13 protein-coding genes are annotated in these 18,350 nt (G+C 60.7%); 11 read left to right on the forward strand and 2 right to left on the reverse strand.

All coding sequences use genetic code 11. The features are described from left to right. The first annotated feature begins 46 nt into the window (after window positions 1-46). The 4 genes from IB252_RS07390 to IB252_RS07405 are packed head-to-tail and all read left to right on the forward strand — an operon-like array spanning window position 47 to window position 3,364. The gene (locus IB252_RS07390) at window positions 47-1,375 is read left to right on the forward strand and encodes an MFS transporter (protein WP_192407847.1); all 1,329 of its coding nucleotides are present in this window, start codon (window positions 47-49) and stop codon (window positions 1,373-1,375) included. Further along, window positions 1,372-2,034, forward strand: a complete 663-nt coding sequence (locus IB252_RS07395; RefSeq protein WP_192407848.1) for a DsbA family protein — start codon at window positions 1,372-1,374, stop codon at window positions 2,032-2,034. Before IB252_RS07390 ends, IB252_RS07395 begins: the two co-directional genes overlap by 4 nt. Further along, window positions 2,031-2,357 (forward strand): Rieske (2Fe-2S) protein, encoded by a 327-nt coding sequence (locus IB252_RS07400; protein WP_111449893.1) that lies wholly within the window; start codon window positions 2,031-2,033, stop codon window positions 2,355-2,357. Before IB252_RS07395 ends, IB252_RS07400 begins: the two co-directional genes overlap by 4 nt. Beyond that, window positions 2,354-3,364, forward strand: coding sequence for a YeiH family protein (locus IB252_RS07405; protein ID WP_192407849.1), 1,011 nt, complete (start codon window positions 2,354-2,356; stop codon window positions 3,362-3,364). The genes IB252_RS07400 and IB252_RS07405 overlap by 4 nt, the downstream gene beginning before the upstream one ends. Window positions 3,365-3,512: 148 nt before the next feature. On the opposite strand, the gene IB252_RS07410 is transcribed toward IB252_RS07405, so the two are convergent. Continuing rightward, window positions 3,513-4,571: an AraC family transcriptional regulator gene (locus tag IB252_RS07410; protein ID WP_192407850.1), complete on the reverse strand. Its 1,059-nt coding sequence runs from the start codon at window positions 4,569-4,571 to the stop codon at window positions 3,513-3,515. A 355-nt stretch (window positions 4,572-4,926) separates the two neighbouring features. On the opposite strand from IB252_RS07410, the gene IB252_RS07415 reads away from it, so the two are divergent. The 7 genes from IB252_RS07415 (at window position 4,927) to IB252_RS07445 (ending at window position 16,265) form a co-directional block, all read left to right on the forward strand. After that, a complete protein-coding gene (locus IB252_RS07415) occupies window positions 4,927-5,493 on the forward strand; it encodes an RBBP9/YdeN family alpha/beta hydrolase (RefSeq protein ID WP_192407851.1) in 567 nt (188 codons plus the stop codon). A 127-nt stretch (window positions 5,494-5,620) separates the two neighbouring features. After that, window positions 5,621-7,633, forward strand: a complete 2,013-nt coding sequence (locus IB252_RS07420) for a DUF1302 domain-containing protein (protein WP_192407852.1) — start codon at window positions 5,621-5,623, stop codon at window positions 7,631-7,633. A 41-nt stretch (window positions 7,634-7,674) separates the two neighbouring features. Then, a complete protein-coding gene (locus IB252_RS07425) occupies window positions 7,675-9,033 on the forward strand; it encodes a DUF1329 domain-containing protein (RefSeq protein ID WP_192407853.1) in 1,359 nt (452 codons plus the stop codon). A 149-nt stretch (window positions 9,034-9,182) separates the two neighbouring features. Then, window positions 9,183-10,256, forward strand: coding sequence for a WD40/YVTN/BNR-like repeat-containing protein (locus IB252_RS07430; RefSeq protein ID WP_192407855.1), 1,074 nt, complete (start codon window positions 9,183-9,185; stop codon window positions 10,254-10,256). Between the two features lie 31 nt (window positions 10,257-10,287). Beyond that, window positions 10,288-12,804, forward strand: a complete 2,517-nt coding sequence (locus tag IB252_RS07435; RefSeq protein WP_192407856.1) for an efflux RND transporter permease subunit — start codon at window positions 10,288-10,290, stop codon at window positions 12,802-12,804. A 7-nt stretch (window positions 12,805-12,811) separates the two neighbouring features. Next, window positions 12,812-14,590: an acyl-CoA dehydrogenase C-terminal domain-containing protein gene (locus IB252_RS07440; RefSeq protein WP_192407857.1), complete on the forward strand. Its 1,779-nt coding sequence runs from the start codon at window positions 12,812-12,814 to the stop codon at window positions 14,588-14,590. Window positions 14,591-14,621: 31 nt separating this feature from the next. After that, window positions 14,622-16,265, forward strand: a complete 1,644-nt coding sequence (locus IB252_RS07445; protein ID WP_192407858.1) for a fatty acid--CoA ligase — start codon at window positions 14,622-14,624, stop codon at window positions 16,263-16,265. 651 nt (window positions 16,266-16,916) lie between these two features. Here IB252_RS07445 and IB252_RS07450 read toward each other — a convergent pair. Beyond that, complete coding sequence (locus tag IB252_RS07450; RefSeq protein ID WP_192407859.1) at window positions 16,917-18,350, reverse strand: efflux transporter outer membrane subunit; 1,434 nt, start codon at window positions 18,348-18,350, stop codon at window positions 16,917-16,919.

Below are 18,350 nucleotides of genomic sequence, written 5' to 3' on the forward strand. Positions count from 1 at the left end.
CAACACGCTTGATAACAACAATAAAACAAAGCTTTGAGGAGGCTGCATGGCCTTTCACCCAATCGCCGCAGACGATGACGACTGTGCTGTCGGTGTTGCGCGACCGTATGCCTGGATCGTCTTCGCACTGACGTTCGGGCTGTTGATTTCCGATTACATGTCACGCCAGGTGCTGAACGCGGTGTTCCCGATGCTCAAGGGCGAATGGGCCCTGAGCGACGGCCAGCTCGGTTTGCTCAGTGGCATTGTCGCGCTGATGGTGGGGCTGCTGACGTTTCCCCTGTCATTGCTGGCGGATCGCTTTGGCCGGGTCAAGAGCCTGGCGTTGATGGCTTTGCTGTGGAGTCTGGCGACACTGGGCTGCGCAGTGGCGCAGGACTATCAGCAGATGTTCATTGCACGATTCATGGTCGGCGTCGGCGAAGCGGCGTACGGCAGCGTCGGCATCGCGGTGGTGATTTCGGTATTTCCCAAACACCTGCGCGCAACGCTGGCCAGTGCCTTCATGGCGGGTGGCATGTTCGGTTCGGTATTAGGGATGGCGCTGGGCGGTGCAATCGCCGCCAAGCTTGGCTGGCGCTGGTCGTTTGCCGGCATGGCGCTGTTCGGCCTGCTGCTGGCGGTGCTTTACCCGATCATCGTCAAGGAAGCGCGCATTGCGCCGCAACGTGCCTCCCTGGTGGCGAACAAGGCGGCGGCAGCGGTCAAGCGTCCGTTGCGTACGCTGTTTTCCAGCCGTTCGGTGATCGCTGCCTACATCGGCAGTGGCTTGCAACTGTTCGTCGGCGGCACCGTGATTGTGTGGATGCCCAGTTACCTCAATCGTTATTACGACATGGCCACGGACAAGGCGGGTGGTGTCGCGGCGATCATCGTGCTGTGCAGCGGTGCGGGGATGATCCTGTGCGGCATGCTCAGTGATCGACTGTGTCGCCATTCGCCGGAGCGCAAGGTCACTTTGGCCATCGCCTTTTGCCTGGGCAGTTGCTTGTTGTTGTCGGCGGCGTTCGCCCTGCCGGCAGGGCCTGTGCAATTGGCGCTGATCTGCCTGGGTATGTTGATTGCCGCCGGCACGACCGGCCCTTGCGGAGCGATGGTTGCCAACCTGACCCATTACTCGGTCCACGGCACGGCCTTCGCCACGCTGACCCTGGCCAACAACATGCTGGGGCTGGCGCCTGGGCCGTTCATCACCGGCAGGGTGTCCGACCTTATTGGCTTGCAAGCTGCTTTTCAATTAGTGCCGCTGGTCAGCATCGCGGCTGGGGCCGTGTTCTTTTATGCCAAGTGTCATTACCACAAGGACATTGCCCGGCTTAAGGGCGAGCGGGTCAACGATCCGGTGGGCGAATCCGTGTTAGAGGTGAAGTTGTGAGTAGTCGTTTACGTATTGATGTGTTCTTCGATTTCATCTGCCCCTGGTGCCTGATCGGCAAGCGTCAACTGGAGCATGCACAGGTACAGTTTCGCAGTCGCCACCCGGATGTGCAGATCACCACGGTGTGGCATGGCGTGCAGTTGCTGCCTCAGTTGCCGGTACAGGGTGAGCCCTTCGCCGATTTCTACCGCAAACGTCTGGGTAATGCCGACGCCATGACCATGCGCCAGGCCCAGGTTCAGCAGGCTGCCGCGGCGGTTGGACTGACCATCGATCTCAGCCAGATCGAGACGATGCCCAACACCGCAGACGCCCACCGTTTGTTCGAACGCGTCAGCGTACTGGGCAATGCTGCTCAGCGTGAAATGTTGCTCGAACGGCTGTTCAGCGCTTATTTCCGCAAACGCGAAAACCTGGGGTGCCGCGAGACTTTGCTCGCCATTGCCCGCTCCTGCGGCGTCGATACGGACGTGGTGCTCGATTGCCTGAAGGGCGACGCCACGCCGTTCGAAGGCTTCCCCGGCGCGACCAGTGGGGTGCCGAGCTTTCAGTTCGACCGTCGCATGACGGTGATCGGTGCACAACCTACTCAGGCATTGCTCGGGGCCATGAGCCAGGCACTAAAAGAAAGTGATCACGAGCGGCAACCTGCATGAACCGGCGTATCCCCGTGCCTGCCGGAAAACTCCCGCAGGCGGGCGGTCGTGCACTGTTCGAATTCGATGACAAAAGCCTGGCGTTATTCAACGTCGAAGGTGACGTGTTCGCCATCGACGACAGTTGCCCGCACCAGGGCGCCTCGCTGTGTGGCGGGCGCCTTGAGGGGCGGGTGATTCAGTGCTGCGCCCATGGCCTGCGCTTCGATTTGCGCAGCGGTTACTTGCTCAATTCCACCGCAGTCAAAGTCGCCAACTACCCGGTCGAGATCATCGACGGCCAGGCATTCATCGTCATCGTTCCCCAGGAGGCCGCGCCATGAGCGCCATCGCTCTCACCCGTATCCACAGCCGAACGCGCGAACTGGCGCCGGGCTTTATCGTCAGTCTGATCGTTGCAGCGGCTGCGTCCTTTTTGTCCGAACACTACGGCGCGCCGGTGATGCTGTTCGCTTTGTTGCTGGGCATGGCGGTGAACTTCCTGGCCGGTGACGGTGCCTGCAAGGCTGGCATCGAGTTCACGGCGCGTACGGTGTTGCGCATTGGTGTGGCGCTGCTGGGCATGCGCATCACCCTCGAACAGATGGCTGCGCTGGGCTGGAAGCCTGTGGCGCTGGTGGTGATTCTGGTGGTGGTGACCATCGGCGTTTCAGTGATCGCAGCCAAGGCGCTGGGCTTTCAGCGTTTGTTCGGCATGCTCACCGGTGGCGCCACGGCGATTTGTGGTGCATCGGCCGCGTTGGCGCTGGCGGCGGCATTGCCGAACCATCCGCAGAAAGAACGCGCGACGTTATTCACGGTGATCGGGGTGTCGGCGCTGTCGACCCTGGCGATGATCGTGTACCCGATGATTGCCAACTGGCTGTCGTTGTCGCCACAAGTGGCGGGCGTGTTCCTGGGGGCGACCATTCACGATGTCGCCCAGGTCGTCGGTGCCGGTTACAGCATGTCGACCGAGACCGGCGATACGGCCACGGTGGTCAAGCTGATGCGGGTTGCCATGCTGCTGCCGGTAATCGTCTGTGCCGCCATGATCACCCGCATGCAGGGCGCCGACCCGACCGGCAAACGACCGCCGCTGCTGCCTTGGTTCGCCGTCGGGTTTCTGATTCTGGCCTGTATCAACAGCACCGGCTGGGTGGCTCCGGTAGTGCAGGGTTCGGTCAATGAACTGTCGCGCTGGTGCCTGGTGGTTTCCATCAGCGCCCTGGGCATGAAAACCCAACTCAAGGAGCTGGCAGCGGTAGGCATCAAGCCGATCCTGTTGATGGTGGGGGAGACGGTGTTCCTCGTTGTGCTGGTGCTGTTGTTGCTGCGTTGGGGGCTTTAGATTCTGACGCGATACGTTTTATGGCAGGGCTGCACTGCGGTCGACTCCTAGTCGCAGTGGGGCTCCCGACCGGTGTCACAAACGCCGGTTTTTTGCGGCGACTGTATAAACAGTCGCCGTTTTTTTTGTGTAAGGCCCTGGGGCCTTTTCAGTCGTCCCAGGGTTGCGTGGGGCCGGGAAGGGCGCTCGGCTCGCTGGGTGCCTTGGGTTGTTTTTGCGCGCTGCGCCAAGCCGCCGGCGGCATGCCGAACTGGGTGATGAACCAGCGTGTGAAGGAACTCGCCATGGAGTAGCCGAGCATGTCGGCGATCCGGCCCAACGAGTAATTCGGGTTTTCCAGGTAGCGCAACACCAGGTCACGGCGCACGTCGTTGATCAGGTCGTTGAAGGCGCAGCCGTCGTCTTTGAGGCGACGTTGCAGGGTGCGTACGTTCATGCCCTGGGTCTGGGCAATCTGCTCGATGGTGGCGCGTCCCATCGGCAGCAGCAGGTAGATGGCTTTGCGCACCTCGAACAACATCGAAGGGCCTTCGTGGTTCAGCAGTGAGTCGAGGTAACTCTGGGCATAGCGCGCCATGGCCGGGTCGGCATGGGGGTTGGTCATGTCGAGGCTGGCATTGGGACAGACGATGCCATTGAACTCGCTGCCGAACTCCAGTTTGCAGCCGAACAGACGGCGATGCAGTTGCAGGTTGTCGGGTGGCTGGTGCGTGAAGTTGACGCTGTAGGGTTGCCAGTGTGCGCCGAGCAGGGCGGCGCACAGGCGGAACATCACGCCGATGGCCAGTTCATTGGCTTGTCGGCAGGGCATCGGCGATTCGGTGACCACCTCTTCGCGAATGATCACCATCTTGCCCGCCTCCTCGATGAAGAGGGCCAGCGAATCGTTCATCAGATGACGGTAGTGCACCAACACTTGCAAGGTGTCACGCAACGTACGCTGGTGACTGAGCAGCAGACTGACCACGCCGAAGTCCGAGAGCTGACGCGACTCGGCCATGCTCAGGCCGAAACTCTGGCAGCCACTGGCGACGGCCGAATCCTCCAACAGACGCACGGCGGCATCGATGGGAATGCGATGTTCAGGGGCTTGCAGCTTGGCTTTGCTCAAGCCGACGCCGGCCAGTACATCGCGTGGGTTGAACCCCAGGTACTGAGTAACCTCCAGGTAGTTGGTCAAGACGGCGGCGCGAACAAGCTTGGGCATGCGAAGGTCTTTCCTGGGCCAGTTGCGATTCAAATTTGCGTGGCGACTATATCCAGCACATCAACAATTGAACAGTTGTGACGTTGGCGAGGGCGCTCGCCCAATGCTGTCCAAAATCACACCGTCGTTGTGCAGCAATCGACGCTCACCCATTGATTACAGTGAGCTGTAGAGAACCTGCGGGGATATTCGACCAATGGTCGCCATGTGCCAACAGCTGGAAATTTGTCATGAAAAGAAAAGTGCCTGACGTCTAATGAAAAGCGCCTCGGGCGGGCGCTCTTTAATGTCAGTCCTACAAAAAGCCCCTGGCGAATAGAGCCAGTCGAGTCATCGAGAAAGCGAAGGTGTTGAAGTGAACAAACTGCAAACTGCAGCAACCGTTCTGATCGTACCGGGTCTGCGCGAGCACGTTGCCGAGCATTGGCAAACGCTGCTTGAAACCAGGCTGTGCAAGGTACGCAGTGTGCCGCCGCTGGACACCGACAAGCTTGATTGCAGCAAGCGGGTCGAAGCGATCCAGCACACACTGGCACAGATTGACGGGCCGGTGATTCTGGTCGCTCACAGCGCCGGCGTGTTGATGGTTGCGCACTGGGCTGCGCGGCACAGTCGGCCGATCAAGGGCGCGCTGCTGGCCGCTCCGCCGGACCTTGATGCCCAATGGCCGCAGGGCTACCCCTCCGCTGAAACCCTGCGTACCCAGGGTTGGGACCCTTTACCCAAAGGCCGGTTGCCGTTCCGCAGTCTGCTGGCCGCCAGTACCAACGACCACCTCGCCAGCGTGGACGCCGCCACGCGCATGGCCGAAGGCTGGGGCAGCGAGCTGCTCAATCTCGGCGAAGTCGGTCATCTCAATCCTGCTGCCGGGTATGGGCACTGGCCACACGCCGAAGCCCTCATCCTCGAGCTGGATCGCTAGTTCAGGCGCCGGTTGGCCCGCGCCATCCGGCATTTGCCCTCATTCCTGAAACCGTAAACCCCTGGAACAAGGGGTTGCGCGAGGGCGGCTGCGCTTAAAACAAATACAAAAAGGCGGAGACAACGCAATGCACAACAATAAGAGTCACGGGTTCGCACCCTCGCGTTACACCTTGTTGGCCTCGGCCATTCTGGCCGCCGCCGTGCCGGTCGCGCAGGCGGTCGAGCTCGACACAGGTAACCCGGACTGGACCGTACGTCTTGATAACACCGTGAAGTACAACTACGGCGTACGCACCGAAAGTGCTGACAAACGCATGCTGGCAACGCCGAACAACAACGACGGCGACTACAACTTCCGCAGGGCCGGGACCAACATCACCAACCGTGTCGACCTGTTGACCGAGATGGATGTGGTCTACCAGAACCACATGGGTTTTCGTGTCAGCGCCGCCGGTTGGTATGACAAGGCCTACGAGAACACCGGTTCCAATTCCAACCCGTTCGTCAACGGTAACGACGCAAGGTCGGGGCTGGTCGCCAACGACCCACGTCTGGCCGGGGTCACCGGTGACAACGTCGGCAACGGCAGCCCGCACCTGAGCAACTATGCCCAGCGTTACTACACCGGTCCGTCCGGCGAAATCCTCGATGCCTTCGTGTTCTACAGCACCGAAGTGGGCGAGGAGTCGCTGCTGAGCGTCAAGGCCGGTCAGCACAACGTGTTCTGGGGCGAGACCATTCTCAACCCGGTGCACTCGATCAGTTACGGCCAATCGGGCCTGGACCTGGCCAAACTGGCTGCCTCGCCCGGTACCGAAGCCAAGGAACTGTTCGTTCCGCGTAACCAGTTGTCGATGTCGTTCACCGTCAATCCCGAGTTGACCGTGGGTGCCCAGTATTTCCTCGATTGGGACGCCGCGCGCCTGCCGGAAGCCGGCACTTATTACGGCGGTTCCGATCTGGTCGGTTTCGGTGCGCAATCTTTCCTGCTGGGCAACACCAATGGCGTGGTGCCGGGCAGTCCGCTGGGGTGTGGTCTGGCGCCCTGCAACGGTCTGACCAATGTGCGTCGCGGTCACGACCTGACGCCGGACAAGCGCGGTGACTGGGGCGTTATGGCCAAGTGGTCGCCGGCCTGGCTGGATGGCACCCTCGGCGTTTACTACCGCGAAACCTCGGAAATCCTGCCGCAAGCGTGGCTGGATGCCAGAGGCCTGAGTTCGGCCAACCCCAACGGCACCCGGCCGGCTGGGCAAGTGCCTGCGGTGGTCAATACGCTCAACTCGCTGAGCACCGCCACCTATCAAATGGCCTACGCCGACAACATCAAGATCGTTGGCCTGAGCCTGTCCAAGGATGTGGGCGGGGTGAGTGTGGGTTCGGACCTGAACATTCGTCACAACATGCCGCTGGCCAGTATTCCGGCGATTGTCAGCACCAACAGTCCGCTGGGCCTGGGCGCGGGTCTTGGCCTGTTGCCGGCGCGTACGGCTGCCACCGGTGTGGTGTATGACACCCCGGAGAGGGGCGACAGCATGGCCGCCACCGGCGACACCTTGCACTGGACGCTCAACGGTCTGATGACCATTGCCAAAACGCCGGTGTTCGATTCGGCAACCCTGCTGGGCGAGCTGTATTACAGCAACCTGCTCAAGCTCGATAGCAAGAACGAGGCGCTCTACAAGGGCAAGGACACCTATCGCGGCATCGACCAGCCGACCCGGGACAACTGGGGCGTCGCGGTCAACTTCACGCCGACCTGGTACCAGGTGTTTCCCGGCGTCGACCTCAACGCACCGATGTCCGTCAACGTGGGCCTTGCCGGCGTGTCGCCAGTGTCCGGTGGCGGCGCCAAAGACACCGGTAACTATGCCGTGGGCGTGGGTGCCGTTGTGTACAACAAATACTTCGTCGACCTGAAGTACGTGGACTCCTTCGGCAAGACCGACAAGTGCGACACCAGCGGTCTGAGTACCGGCGCGGCCAATGCCGGCACCGGCGACGGCTCCACACCCAATGCCTTTAGCGGCAATGAAAACTACGCCTGTTACGGCGGTGGCTACTCAGCCTTCTCCGGTGGGGGGGCCACGACTGAGGACCGTGGCGCCGTTTACCTGACGATGAAAACCACTTTTTGATGCACCACTGATTTGCTCAATGCAAGCAGGAGAATAACAAGATGAAATTCGCAAAAACCGTGTTGGCCGCGTCGCTGGCCATGGTCCTTGCCGCCCAGGCACAGGCCGCTGTTTCAACTCAGGACGCTGCCAAATTGGGCAGCAGCCTGACCCTGGTGGGCGCCGAAAAGGCTGGGAACGCTGATGGTTCCATCCCCGCCTATGAAGGTGGCCTGACCACGCCGCCGGCCAGTTTCAAATCCGGTGACAGCATGCGCCCGGATCCCTTCGTCAACGAAAAACCGTTGCTGGTGATCGACGGTAAAAACGTCGATCAGTACAAGGGCTTGCTCAGTGCAACCACGGCGGAACTGGCCAAACGTTTCCCGAGCTTCCACGTCAATGTCTACCCGACCCACCGCACCGTTTCGCTGCCCAAAGCCATCCTCGACAACGGCGTGAAGAATGCCAGCGGTGCCAAGTCCCTCGAAGGCGGTTTGGCCATCGATAACGTGCTGCCGGGCGTGCCGTTCCCGATCCCGCAGTCGGGCAACGAAGCGATGTGGAACTTCCTGCTGCGCTATCAAGGCGTGAGCATCAATTCCAAGTACGACTCCTGGAACGTTGACTCCGCCGGCGTGCCGAGCCTGGCGACCACCGGCCAGGCGTTCATTTCCTATCCGATCTACGAAAACCTCGCGCAGCCGATCAGCAGCGCCGACGTGTACTACCAGATGAAGCTGTCCTATACCGGCCCAGCGCGCCGGGCCGGTGAAGCGGTGATGCTCAAGGACGCCGCCAACCCGCTGCAGCAACCGCGCCGCGCCTGGCAGTACTTGCCTGGCCAGCGTCGGGTCAAACTGGCACCGAACTTGGCCTACGACACGCCTAACCCCGGCACCGCCGGCGCGGGCACCTACGACGATGTTTTCGTGTTCAACGGTGCACTGGATCGCTACGACTGGAAGCTGGTGGGCAAGCAGGAAATGATCGTGCCCTACAACACCTACAAGCTGACCTACGCCCAGGATCCCAAGTCGCTGACCACCGCCAATCACCTGGCTCCCGATTACGTGCGTTGGGAAAAACACCGCGTCTGGGTGGTGGAGGGCAACCTCAAGGCCGGCGCTCGACACATCTATCAGAAGCGCCGCTTCTACCTCGATGAAGACAGCTGGACCGCTCTGGCCTCTGACCAATACGACGCCCGTGGTCAGCTGTACCGTGGCTCTTTCGCGTTCCTCAGCCAGAGCTACGACAAGCAGATCCCGGATTCCACGCCCTTCATGATCTACGACCTGGTGGGGGGCTCCTACAACATCAACGGCGTGGTCGGGCCTTACGGCGGCATCAAGTACATCGATCCGCTCTCCAAGGCGCAATGGTCGTCGGAATCCCTGGCCGGCAGCGGCATTCGCTAAGCCAAACGCAAGTAAGCGCCCGCAAGGTCCACGGCTGACAAGGCGTGGACCGTGCGGCGGTCGGTGCACGCCGATCGTCGCGGGCGCCAGGTGTGAACGTCAGACACACGGATGTGTGTCCCGGCGCGGTTTTCCGAAGAGGACGCGGTATGTGTTCGTATAAGAATTATTTGCAGGTGGCGTTTGGGGTTGTGCTCGGCCTGTTGCAGGGCATCACCCACGCGGCCGATTACGTCGATGTGCTGGACCTGCCCGCCAGGGTCAGTGCCTTGGCCATCAACAGTCCGTTGTCCGGCATGGCCCGCGCCGGTGAGCGCGTGATCGCCGTCGGCCAGCGTGGCCATATTCTGTTTTCCGATGATGCCGGTCAGCACTGGCAGCAGGCCGCGGTGCCGGTCAGTGCCGACCTCAATGCCGTCAGCTTTCCATCCGCCACCCAGGGCTGGGCGGTGGGCGGCGACGGTGTGGTGTTGCACAGCAACGATGCAGGTGCGACCTGGCGCAAGCAACTGGACGGCCGCGAGATCGGGGCCTTGTTGGTCAAGCATTACGGTGCGTTGGCCAGTGCCGAACCTGACAACGAACAATGGCCACTGCTGGTCGCCGAAGGTGAGCGCCTGGTGGTGCAGGGCGCCGACAAAACCTTGCTCGATGTCTGGTTCGCCAACGACCGCCTCGGCTATGTGGTCGGGGTGTTCAACCTGATCCTGCGCACCGAAGACGGCGGCCAGAGCTGGACCCCGTTCCAGGACCGCACCGACAACCCGCAGGGCTTTCACCTCAACGCCATCGCCTCCACCGGCGATGCGCTGTACATCGCCGGCGAACAGGGCTTGTTGCTGAAATGGAATGACGCCCAACAGCGCTTCGCCGCTGTGCAGACACCTTATCAAGGCAGTTTTTTCGGTGTGCTCGGCAAACCCGGGGAAGCGCTCGTCTACGGCTTGCGCGGCAATGTGCTGCGCAGCACCGATGGCGGTCTCAGCTGGACCCCGCAGGACACTGGCCTGCACGTCAGCATCACCGCCGGCATCGTCGATGCGCAAGGTGATTACCGCTTGTTCACTCAGGGCGGGCAGATGCTGGTGAGCCAGGGCGCCGGTGCGCAACTGCACTGGTTGCAGCAAGCCGAACCGGTTCCGGTGACGGGCGTCACGCGCGCCGCCAACGGTGCGCTGGTGGTGGTTGGCAGCCGTGGTGCACGGACGCTGTCCGTTGAATAAGCCCTCGAACCCTTAGAGCGAGAACCCAGACATGGGCCATATCAAACAAGAAACCATGCCGGTGATCCGCGATCTGCGGGACTTCGACCGCCAATCCGGCAATCGGCTGGAGCGGCTGGTGTTCAACTACCGTCCGCTGTTCATGCTGCTGATGGCGCTGGCCACCGTGGTGTTGGGCTACATGGCCGCGACTCGCCTGGAGCTGCGTCCAAGCTTCGAGAAAATGATTCCGCAGAGTCAGCCGTACATCCAGAACTTCCTGGAAAACCGCCAGTCGCTGCGCGGTTTGGGCAACTCGGTGCGGGTGGTGGTGGAGAACACTCAGGGCGATATTTTCGACCCTGGCTATCTGGATGTGCTCAAGCAGGTCAATGACAAATTGTTCCTCACCGAAGGCGTCGATCGCGCCTGGATGAAGTCGTTGTGGAGCCCGGCGGTGCGCTGGACTGAAGTCACCGAGGAAGGGTTCCAGGGTGGCCCGGTGATGCCCGATACCTATGAGGGCAAGCCTGAGCAAATAGAACAGCTGCGCCAGAACATTTCCCGCGCCGGTATCGTCGGCAGCCTGGTGGCCAGCGACTACAAATCGAGCATGCTGATCGTGCCGCTGCTGGACAAGGCCACGGCCAGCGGTCAGCGCATCGACTACCACGTCTTTTCGCAGATGCTCGAGGAGCAGTTGCGCGACAAGATCGAATTCGCCGGCGACAGCGCTGCACGCAAGGCCGGGGAGGAGGGCAAGGGCCAGTACAAAGTCCGGGTGATCGGTTTCGCCAAACTGATGGGCGACCTGATCGACGGGCTGATTCAGGTGATGATGTTCTTCGGCCTGGCCGTGGTCACTTCGCTGATCATCATTTACGCCTACACCCGATGCGTTCGCAGCACCTTGCTGGTGGTCGGCTGCTCGTTGATCGCGGTGGTCTGGCAACTCGGCATTGTCGCCTGGCTCGGCTATGCCATCGACCCGTACTCGGTGCTGGTGCCTTTTCTGATCTTCGCCATCGGCGTGTCCCATGCGGCGCAGAAGATGAACGGGATCATGCAAGACATCGCCCGTGGCACCCACAAACTCATCGCCGCACGCTACACCTTCCGCCGTCTGTTCATCGCTGGCGTCACCGCGCTGCTGGCCGACGCCGTCGGATTCGCGGTGCTGATGCTGATCGATATTCCGGTGATCCGCGACCTGGCAATCACCGCCAGCATCGGTGTGGCGGTGCTGATTTTTACCTCGCTATTGCTGATGCCGGTGGCGCTGTCTTATGTCGGCGTCGGCACCAAGGCGGCCGAGCGTGCGCTGAAAATCGACACGCGCGCAGAAGGGCACAAAGGCTTCGGCAAACTGTGGGACTTGCTCGACCGCTTCACCACGCGCAAGTGGGCCACGGGGGCGGTATTGGTCGCGGTGCTGATGGGCATCGGCGGCTTCATGGTCAGCCTGCAACTGAAGATCGGTGATCTGGAAAGTGGCGCACCGGAGTTGCGTGCCGACTCGCGCTATAACCGTGACAACGCCTACATCACCAGCCACTACGCGCTGTCCAGTGACCTGTTCGCGGTGATGATCAAGACTGCGCCGGAAGGCTGCTTGAACTACAAGACGCTGGTCCTCGCCGACCGTCTGGCCTGGGAACTACAGCAGTACCCGGGCGTACAGGCCACGGCTTCGTTGGTCAACGCGGTGCGCCAAATCACCGCCGGCACCTATGAAGGCAACCCCAAGCTCAACAGCATCCAGCGCAATCAGGACGTGCTGAACTACGCCGCGCAACAAGCCTCGGTCAACTCCCCGGAGTTGTTCAACACCGATTGTTCGCTGATGCCGGTGATCACCTTCCTCAAGGACCACAAGGCCGAGACCCTGGATGCCGTAGTGGGCATCGCCGAGAAATTTGCCCGGGAGAACAACAGCGAAGATCGCCAGTTCCTGCTGGCGGCCGGGTCGGCCGGGATTGAGGCAGCGACCAACATCGTGGTGCGCGAGGCCAATCGCACCATGCTGCTTTACGTCTATGCGGCGGTGACGCTGTTCTGCCTGATCACCTTCCGCAGTTGGCGCGCGACCCTGGTCGCCCTGTTGCCACTGGTGCTGACTTCGATCCTCTGCGAGGCGTTGATGGTGGCCATGGGCATTGGCGTGAAAGTCGCGACCCTGCCGGTGATCGCATTGGGCGTAGGCATCGGCGTGGATTACGCGTTGTACCTGCTCAGCGTGCAATTGCATTACCAGCGCCAGGGCTTGCCGCTGTCTCAGGCTTACCGCAACGCCGTGTCGTTTACCGGCCGGGTCGTGGGCCTGGTGGGCATCACCCTGGCAGCGGGCGTTGTGTGCTGGGTCTGGTCGCCGATCAAGTTCCAGGCCGACATGGGCATCCTGCTGACCTTCATGTTCCTGTGGAACATGCTCGGCGCGCTGGTGCTGATTCCTGCCCTGTCGTACTTCCTGCTGCGTCACCCCGTTGCGCAAGCCCAAGTGGCGCAAGCCGCTGAAACCGATACATCTCAACGCCAGGGTATGCCGCATGCCCTGACCACTTCCGAGTAAGCCAACCATGTCTGATTACAAAGCTCCTTTGCGCGATATGCGCTTCGTACTCAACGAAGTCTTCCAAGTGTCCCGGCTATGGGCCCAACTGCCTGGCCTGGCCGAGGTGATCGATGAAGAAACAGCCGCGGCGATCCTTGAAGAGGCCGGCAAAATCAGCGGTGAAGTTATCGCACCGCTGAACCGCAGCAGCGACGAGCAGGGCTGCACCTGGAGTAACGGCGCGGTCCAGGCGCCGGACGGTTTTGTCGCGGCCTACCAGGCATTCGCCGACGGCGGTTGGGTGGGTGTTGGCGGCGATCCGCAGTTCGGTGGCATGGGCATGCCCAAGGCCATTTCGGCTCAGGTCGAGGAGATGGTCAACTCGGCAAGCCTGTCGTTCGGCCTGTACCCAATGCTGACCGCCGGCGCGTGCCTGTCGATCAATGCCCACGCCAGTCAGGAACTCAAGGAACGCTATCTGCCGAGCATGTACGCCGGCACCTGGACCGGTTCCATGTGCCTGACCGAGGCGCATGCCGGCACGGACCTGGGGCTGATACGCACCCGTGCCGAACCTCAGGCCGATGGCAGTTTCAAGATCAGCGGCAGCAAGATCTTCATCACCGGCGGCGAGCACGACCTGACCGAAAACATCATTCATTTGGTGCTGGCCCGGTTGCCGGATGCACCGGCTGGTCCCAAGGGGATTTCGCTGTTTCTGGTGCCCAAGGTGCTGGTCAATGCTGATGGCTCGCTGGGTGAACGCAACGCGCTGTCCTGCGGTTCCATCGAGCACAAGATGGGCATCAAGGCCTCCGCTACGTGCGTGATGAACTTTGACGGGGCGACCGGCTGGATCATCGATGCGCCGAACAAGGGCCTGGCGGCGATGTTCACCATGATGAACTACGAACGTTTGGGCGTGGGTATCCAGGGCCTGGCGTTGGGTGAGCGTTCGTACCAGAACGCCGTCGAATACGCCCGTGACCGCCTGCAAAGCCGTTCGCCGACGGGCGCGCAGAACAAGGACAAAGCGGCCGATCCGATCATCGTGCACCCGGATGTGCGGCGGATGCTGTTGACCATGAAGGCCTTGAACGAAGGCGGGCGGGCGTTCTCCAGCTACGTGGCCCTGCAATTGGACACCGCCAAGTACAGCGATGACGCGGCAACCCGCAGCCGTGCCCAGGAACTGGTGTCGCTGCTGACCCCGGTGGCCAAGGCGTTCCTCACCGACATGGGGCTGGAAACCACGGTGCATGGCCAGCAGATCTTCGGCGGCCACGGTTACATCCGCGAATGGGGCCAGGAGCAACTGGTACGCGATGTGCGCATCACCCAGATCTACGAAGGCACCAACGGCATCCAGTCACTGGACCTGGCCGGGCGCAAAATCGTCGGCAGTGGCGGGGCGCTGTACCGGCTGTTCGCTTCCGAAATCCGCAACTTTACCGCCAATGCCTGCGCTGACCTCAGCGAGTTCACCAAACCATTGAACGCCGCCGTCGACACCCTCGACGAACTGACCGCATGGCTGCTGGACCGAGCCCAGAACAACCCGAATGAAATCGGCGCGGCTTCGGTCGAGTACCTGCACGTGTTCGGCTACACCGCGTACGCCTACATGTGGGCGCGAATGGCCAAGGCTGCCATGAGTACGCATTCCAAAGACGATTTCTACGCCAGCAAACTGGCCACCGCGCGCTTCTACTTCGCCCGTCTGTTGCCACGCATCCACTCGTTGAGTGCATCGGCCAAGGCTGGCAGCGAATGCCTCTATCAATTGGATGCAGAGCAGTTCTGAGCCCACGTAAAAAGGACCGGGAACCACAACCATGATGGCGACAAAAATAATTCCGCCCGCCGACGGCGCCTATGCCTATCCCTTGCTGATCAAGCAATTGCTGCTGTCCGGCGTGCGCTACGAGCCGGGCAGGGAAATCGTCTACGCCGACAAACTGCGCTACAGCTACCAGACCCTCAACCAGCGGATCCGTCGGCTGGCCAACGCCTTGACCGCTGCCGGCGTCAAGGCGGGTGATACCGTGGCCCTGCTCGACTGGGACAGCCATCGCTACCTGGAATGCTTCTTTGCCGTGCCGATGATCGGCGCGGTGCTGCATACCGTGAACATCCGTCTTTCGCCGGATCAGGTGCTCTTCACCATGAACCATGCCGAGGATGACCTGGTGCTGGTACATGATGATTTCCTGCCGCTGGTAGAACAGATTCACGGACGGCTTGAAACCGTCAAAGGTTACCTGCAGCTCACGGACGACACAGCAACCGACACGTCGTTACCGGTGCTAGGGGAGTATGAAAACCTGTTGGCCGGCTCGGCCGACCAATACGACTTTCCCGATTTCGATGAAAACTCCGTCGCGACCCTGTTCTACACCACGGGCACCACTGGCGACCCTAAAGGCGTGTATTTCACCCACCGCCAGCTGGTCTTGCACACCTTGAATGCCGTGGGCACTTTGGGCGTCTATCAGGGGTTGCCGTTGCTGCGTTCCGATGATGTCTACATGCCGATCACACCGATGTTTCACGTGCATGCCTGGGGTGTGCCCTATGTCGCCACCCTCATGGGGATCAAGCAGGTCTACCCCGGACGCTACGAGCCCAACAGCCTGGTCAGACTGTATCGAGAGGAGAAGGTCACGTTCTCCCACTGTGTGCCGACCATTTTGCAAATGATCCTGAACTGCGAGGAAGCGGCACAGACCCGTTTTGATGGCTGGAAAATGCTCCTGGGCGGCAGCGCGCTGACATTAGGTATTGCCAGCGAAGCGAGCGCCAAAGGTATTCAGGTGCACAGCGGCTACGGCATGTCGGAAACCTGTCCGTTGCTGTGCCTGACTTACCTGCGCGACGAAGACCTTGCCCAATCCACGCAAGCCCAACTGGCCACCCGCATCAAGACCGGCACACCGGTGCCGATGGTCGACCTGAAAATTATCGATGCCAGTGGCAATGAGGTTGCCCATGACGGCGAGTCTCTGGGCGAGATCGTGGTGCGCGCCCCCTGGCTGACCCAAGGCTATTTGAAGGAGCCCGAAAAGGGCGCCGAGTTGTGGCACAACGGCTGGCTGCACACCGGCGACATGGCCTCTATCGACCCGTTGGGCGGAGTGGAAATCAAGGATCGCATCAAGGACGTGATCAAGACGGGCGGGGAGTGGATCAGCTCGCTGGAACTGGAGAGCTTGATCAGCGAGCACTCGGCCGTCATGTCGGTCGCAGTCGTGGGCATCGCCGATGAACAATGGGGCGAACGGCCGATGGCGCTGGTGGTGTGCGAGCCCGGGCAGTATCTCGATCGCAAGATCCTGGAGACGCACCTGCAAGGGTTTGTCGAGCGTGGCCGCATCAACAAATGGGCGATCCCCAAGCAGTTCAAGTTCGTCGCCGAAATCCCTAAAACCAGCGTCGGGAAGATTAACAAGAAGCTCATCCGGGAAAGTGAAGTGGGCTGAAAAAGGTGCGGTTGGGGGGGCTGCGTCAACCCTGATCACACGTCACCAGGTGTTCTCTTTCGGATCAGCTGCTTTAAGGAACTGATGACTTGGCGGTGAGCTGCGCGGCTGACCACGGTGCGGGTCAAGCACGGCTCACCGAGGCCTCAATTGGTATCAAGCGTGAGAACGAGTCTTTACCGAGTCAGACACAGTGTGCTGATCGAGCGGCTGACTATTCGGAAACGTTTCTGGCGACAGAGAATTATTCGCAATCGCTCCCAGAGAATGAGGTGCATTAATTCTCGAACTCAATCGCTCAACAAATGACTCAGCTCCAGCAAGGCTGCGGAAACTTGCACCCCACAGATCCATGTGAACCCACCAGAGATTCTGTACAGGATCTTTTTCAATATAAATGTTCATTTACGGCGCTCGGCGATACAGGGTTTCAATCATCCTGACCTGTGCAGAGTCATCCTTTGTTCTCTAAGCACGATGACGGTAGCCATTCATGCTGTTGATCTTCCTGGTTGTTAGCCTGTACTCGAATAACCGGCAGGCAGTTGATAAAAATCAAGCCTTCTGGCCTATTTCCCAATAGCCTGATGCCGCGTGTCGGATTCCTGCACTTGTGCCGCGTCAATTGAATATTGGCGGGCGGCTATCTGATCAGGGGCTTTTTTCGCTGACGGTTGCCGTCAGCTTGTCCGCTTCGCTCACCCAACCGCCGCCTGTTGCCTTGTAAACATCGATCATGGCGGTGAACACCGAACCCCGGGTTTGGGTGTAATTCAACTCGGCATCGAACAAGCTGCGTTCGGCATCCAGGACTTCTATGTAGCTGGTGTAACCATTGTCGTAGCGCAATCGCGCAAACCTGGTGTAAGTGCGTAGCGCCTCGACCTGACTGGCTTGGGAAGCCATCTGCTCGCGGGATTTGCTCGCCGCCACCAACGCGTTTTCAACATCCCTGAAGGCTGATTGAATCGACTGCTGATAGACCAGCAAGGTTTGTTGTTGAAAGGCCTCGGTCTGTTGGACCTGACCGGCGATCCCGCCAGCGGTGAAAATGGGCATGCTCGCGCCGACACCATAGGACCAGGTGGCGGCCGGCCCGGTGAATAAATTCGAGAGTTGGTTACTGACTGAGCCCAACAGCCCGGTCAGGGATATCGTCGGGAAGTACAGCGCCTTGGCGGCACCGATACGGGCATTGGCGGAGATCAGGTCCAGTTCGGCCTGACGTAGATCGGGGCGTCGCTCCAGCAAGTCCGAAGGCAACCCGGCGGGGACCGATGGCAGGGTCAGTTGCGTCAGATCACGGCCTCTGATGATGGGTCCCGGATTGCGTCCAAGCAGCACCGCCAAATTGTTTTCCTGTTGCGCCACCTGGTATTCGAGTAGCGATACAGACGCTTGGGTGCGCTGGAATTCGGAGAGGTTTTGCGCCAGTTCCATTTCGGAAATGGTGCCGGCGCCAAAGCGCAGTTTAAAAATTCCGTAGGAGTCGCCGCGGGCCTTGGCGGTGGTGCGGGCGATTTCCAGCTGCCGGTCAAGATCGCGTAGCGCTATGTAGCTGGATGCCACCGACGATACCAGGCTCAGAATGACCGAACGCCGACCTTCCTCCGAGGCCAGCAAGTCAGCCCGCGCCGACTCATTGAGTCGCCGTAAACGACCCCAGACGTCCAACTCCCAGCTCACATTGAGGGTCGTCTGGTAGTTTTTGTAAATCGGGTCGACGCTGGAATCCAATGGCACCGGGCCGTTGTCGCGCGGTGCCCTGGCGCGACTGCCTTGCGCGGCGGCGCCGATTTGCGGAAACATCTGCGAGCGCACCACACCGTAACGACCCTGGAATTCCTCGACCCGGGCGGCGGCAATCTTGATGTCTTTATTCTCGACCAGCGCACTGCGGATCAAGTCATTCAGGACCGGATCCTTGAACTGTTCCCACCACAGGGTGTTGGACAGATTGTTGGCCTCCTGCTCTGCATAGCGATAGGCAGCAGGGGTGTCTGTGGCAGGGCGCTGATAATCCGGGCCGAGCATACAGCCTGTCAGGCCCAGGCAAATCAACAACGGGAGATGGCGTGTGCGCAT

Source organism: Pseudomonas sp. PDM10 (assembly GCF_014852295.1).
Lineage (GTDB): Bacteria > Pseudomonadota > Gammaproteobacteria > Pseudomonadales > Pseudomonadaceae > Aquipseudomonas.

What these genes read in the sequence shown, in the direction of transcription:
- IB252_RS07420 (WP_192407852.1), top strand. Translation starts at nt 5,621, where the DNA reads ATGCACAACAATAAGAGTCACGGGTTCGCACCCTCGCGTTACACCTTG.
- IB252_RS07440 (WP_192407857.1), top strand. Translation starts at nt 12,812, where the DNA reads ATGTCTGATTACAAAGCTCCTTTGCGCGATATGCGCTTCGTACTCAAC.
- IB252_RS07405 (WP_192407849.1), top strand. Translation starts at nt 2,354, where the DNA reads ATGAGCGCCATCGCTCTCACCCGTATCCACAGCCGAACGCGCGAACTG.
- IB252_RS07450 (WP_192407859.1), bottom strand. Translation starts at nt 18,350, where the DNA reads ATGCGCACACGCCATCTCCCGTTGTTGATTTGCCTGGGCCTGACAGGC.
- IB252_RS07445 (WP_192407858.1), top strand. Translation starts at nt 14,622, where the DNA reads ATGATGGCGACAAAAATAATTCCGCCCGCCGACGGCGCCTATGCCTAT.
- IB252_RS07425 (WP_192407853.1), top strand. Translation starts at nt 7,675, where the DNA reads ATGAAATTCGCAAAAACCGTGTTGGCCGCGTCGCTGGCCATGGTCCTT.
- IB252_RS07435 (WP_192407856.1), top strand. Translation starts at nt 10,288, where the DNA reads ATGGGCCATATCAAACAAGAAACCATGCCGGTGATCCGCGATCTGCGG.
- IB252_RS07390 (WP_192407847.1), top strand. Translation starts at nt 47, where the DNA reads ATGGCCTTTCACCCAATCGCCGCAGACGATGACGACTGTGCTGTCGGT.
- IB252_RS07430 (WP_192407855.1), top strand. Translation starts at nt 9,183, where the DNA reads ATGTGTTCGTATAAGAATTATTTGCAGGTGGCGTTTGGGGTTGTGCTC.
- IB252_RS07400 (WP_111449893.1), top strand. Translation starts at nt 2,031, where the DNA reads ATGAACCGGCGTATCCCCGTGCCTGCCGGAAAACTCCCGCAGGCGGGC.
- IB252_RS07410 (WP_192407850.1), bottom strand. Translation starts at nt 4,571, where the DNA reads ATGCCCAAGCTTGTTCGCGCCGCCGTCTTGACCAACTACCTGGAGGTT.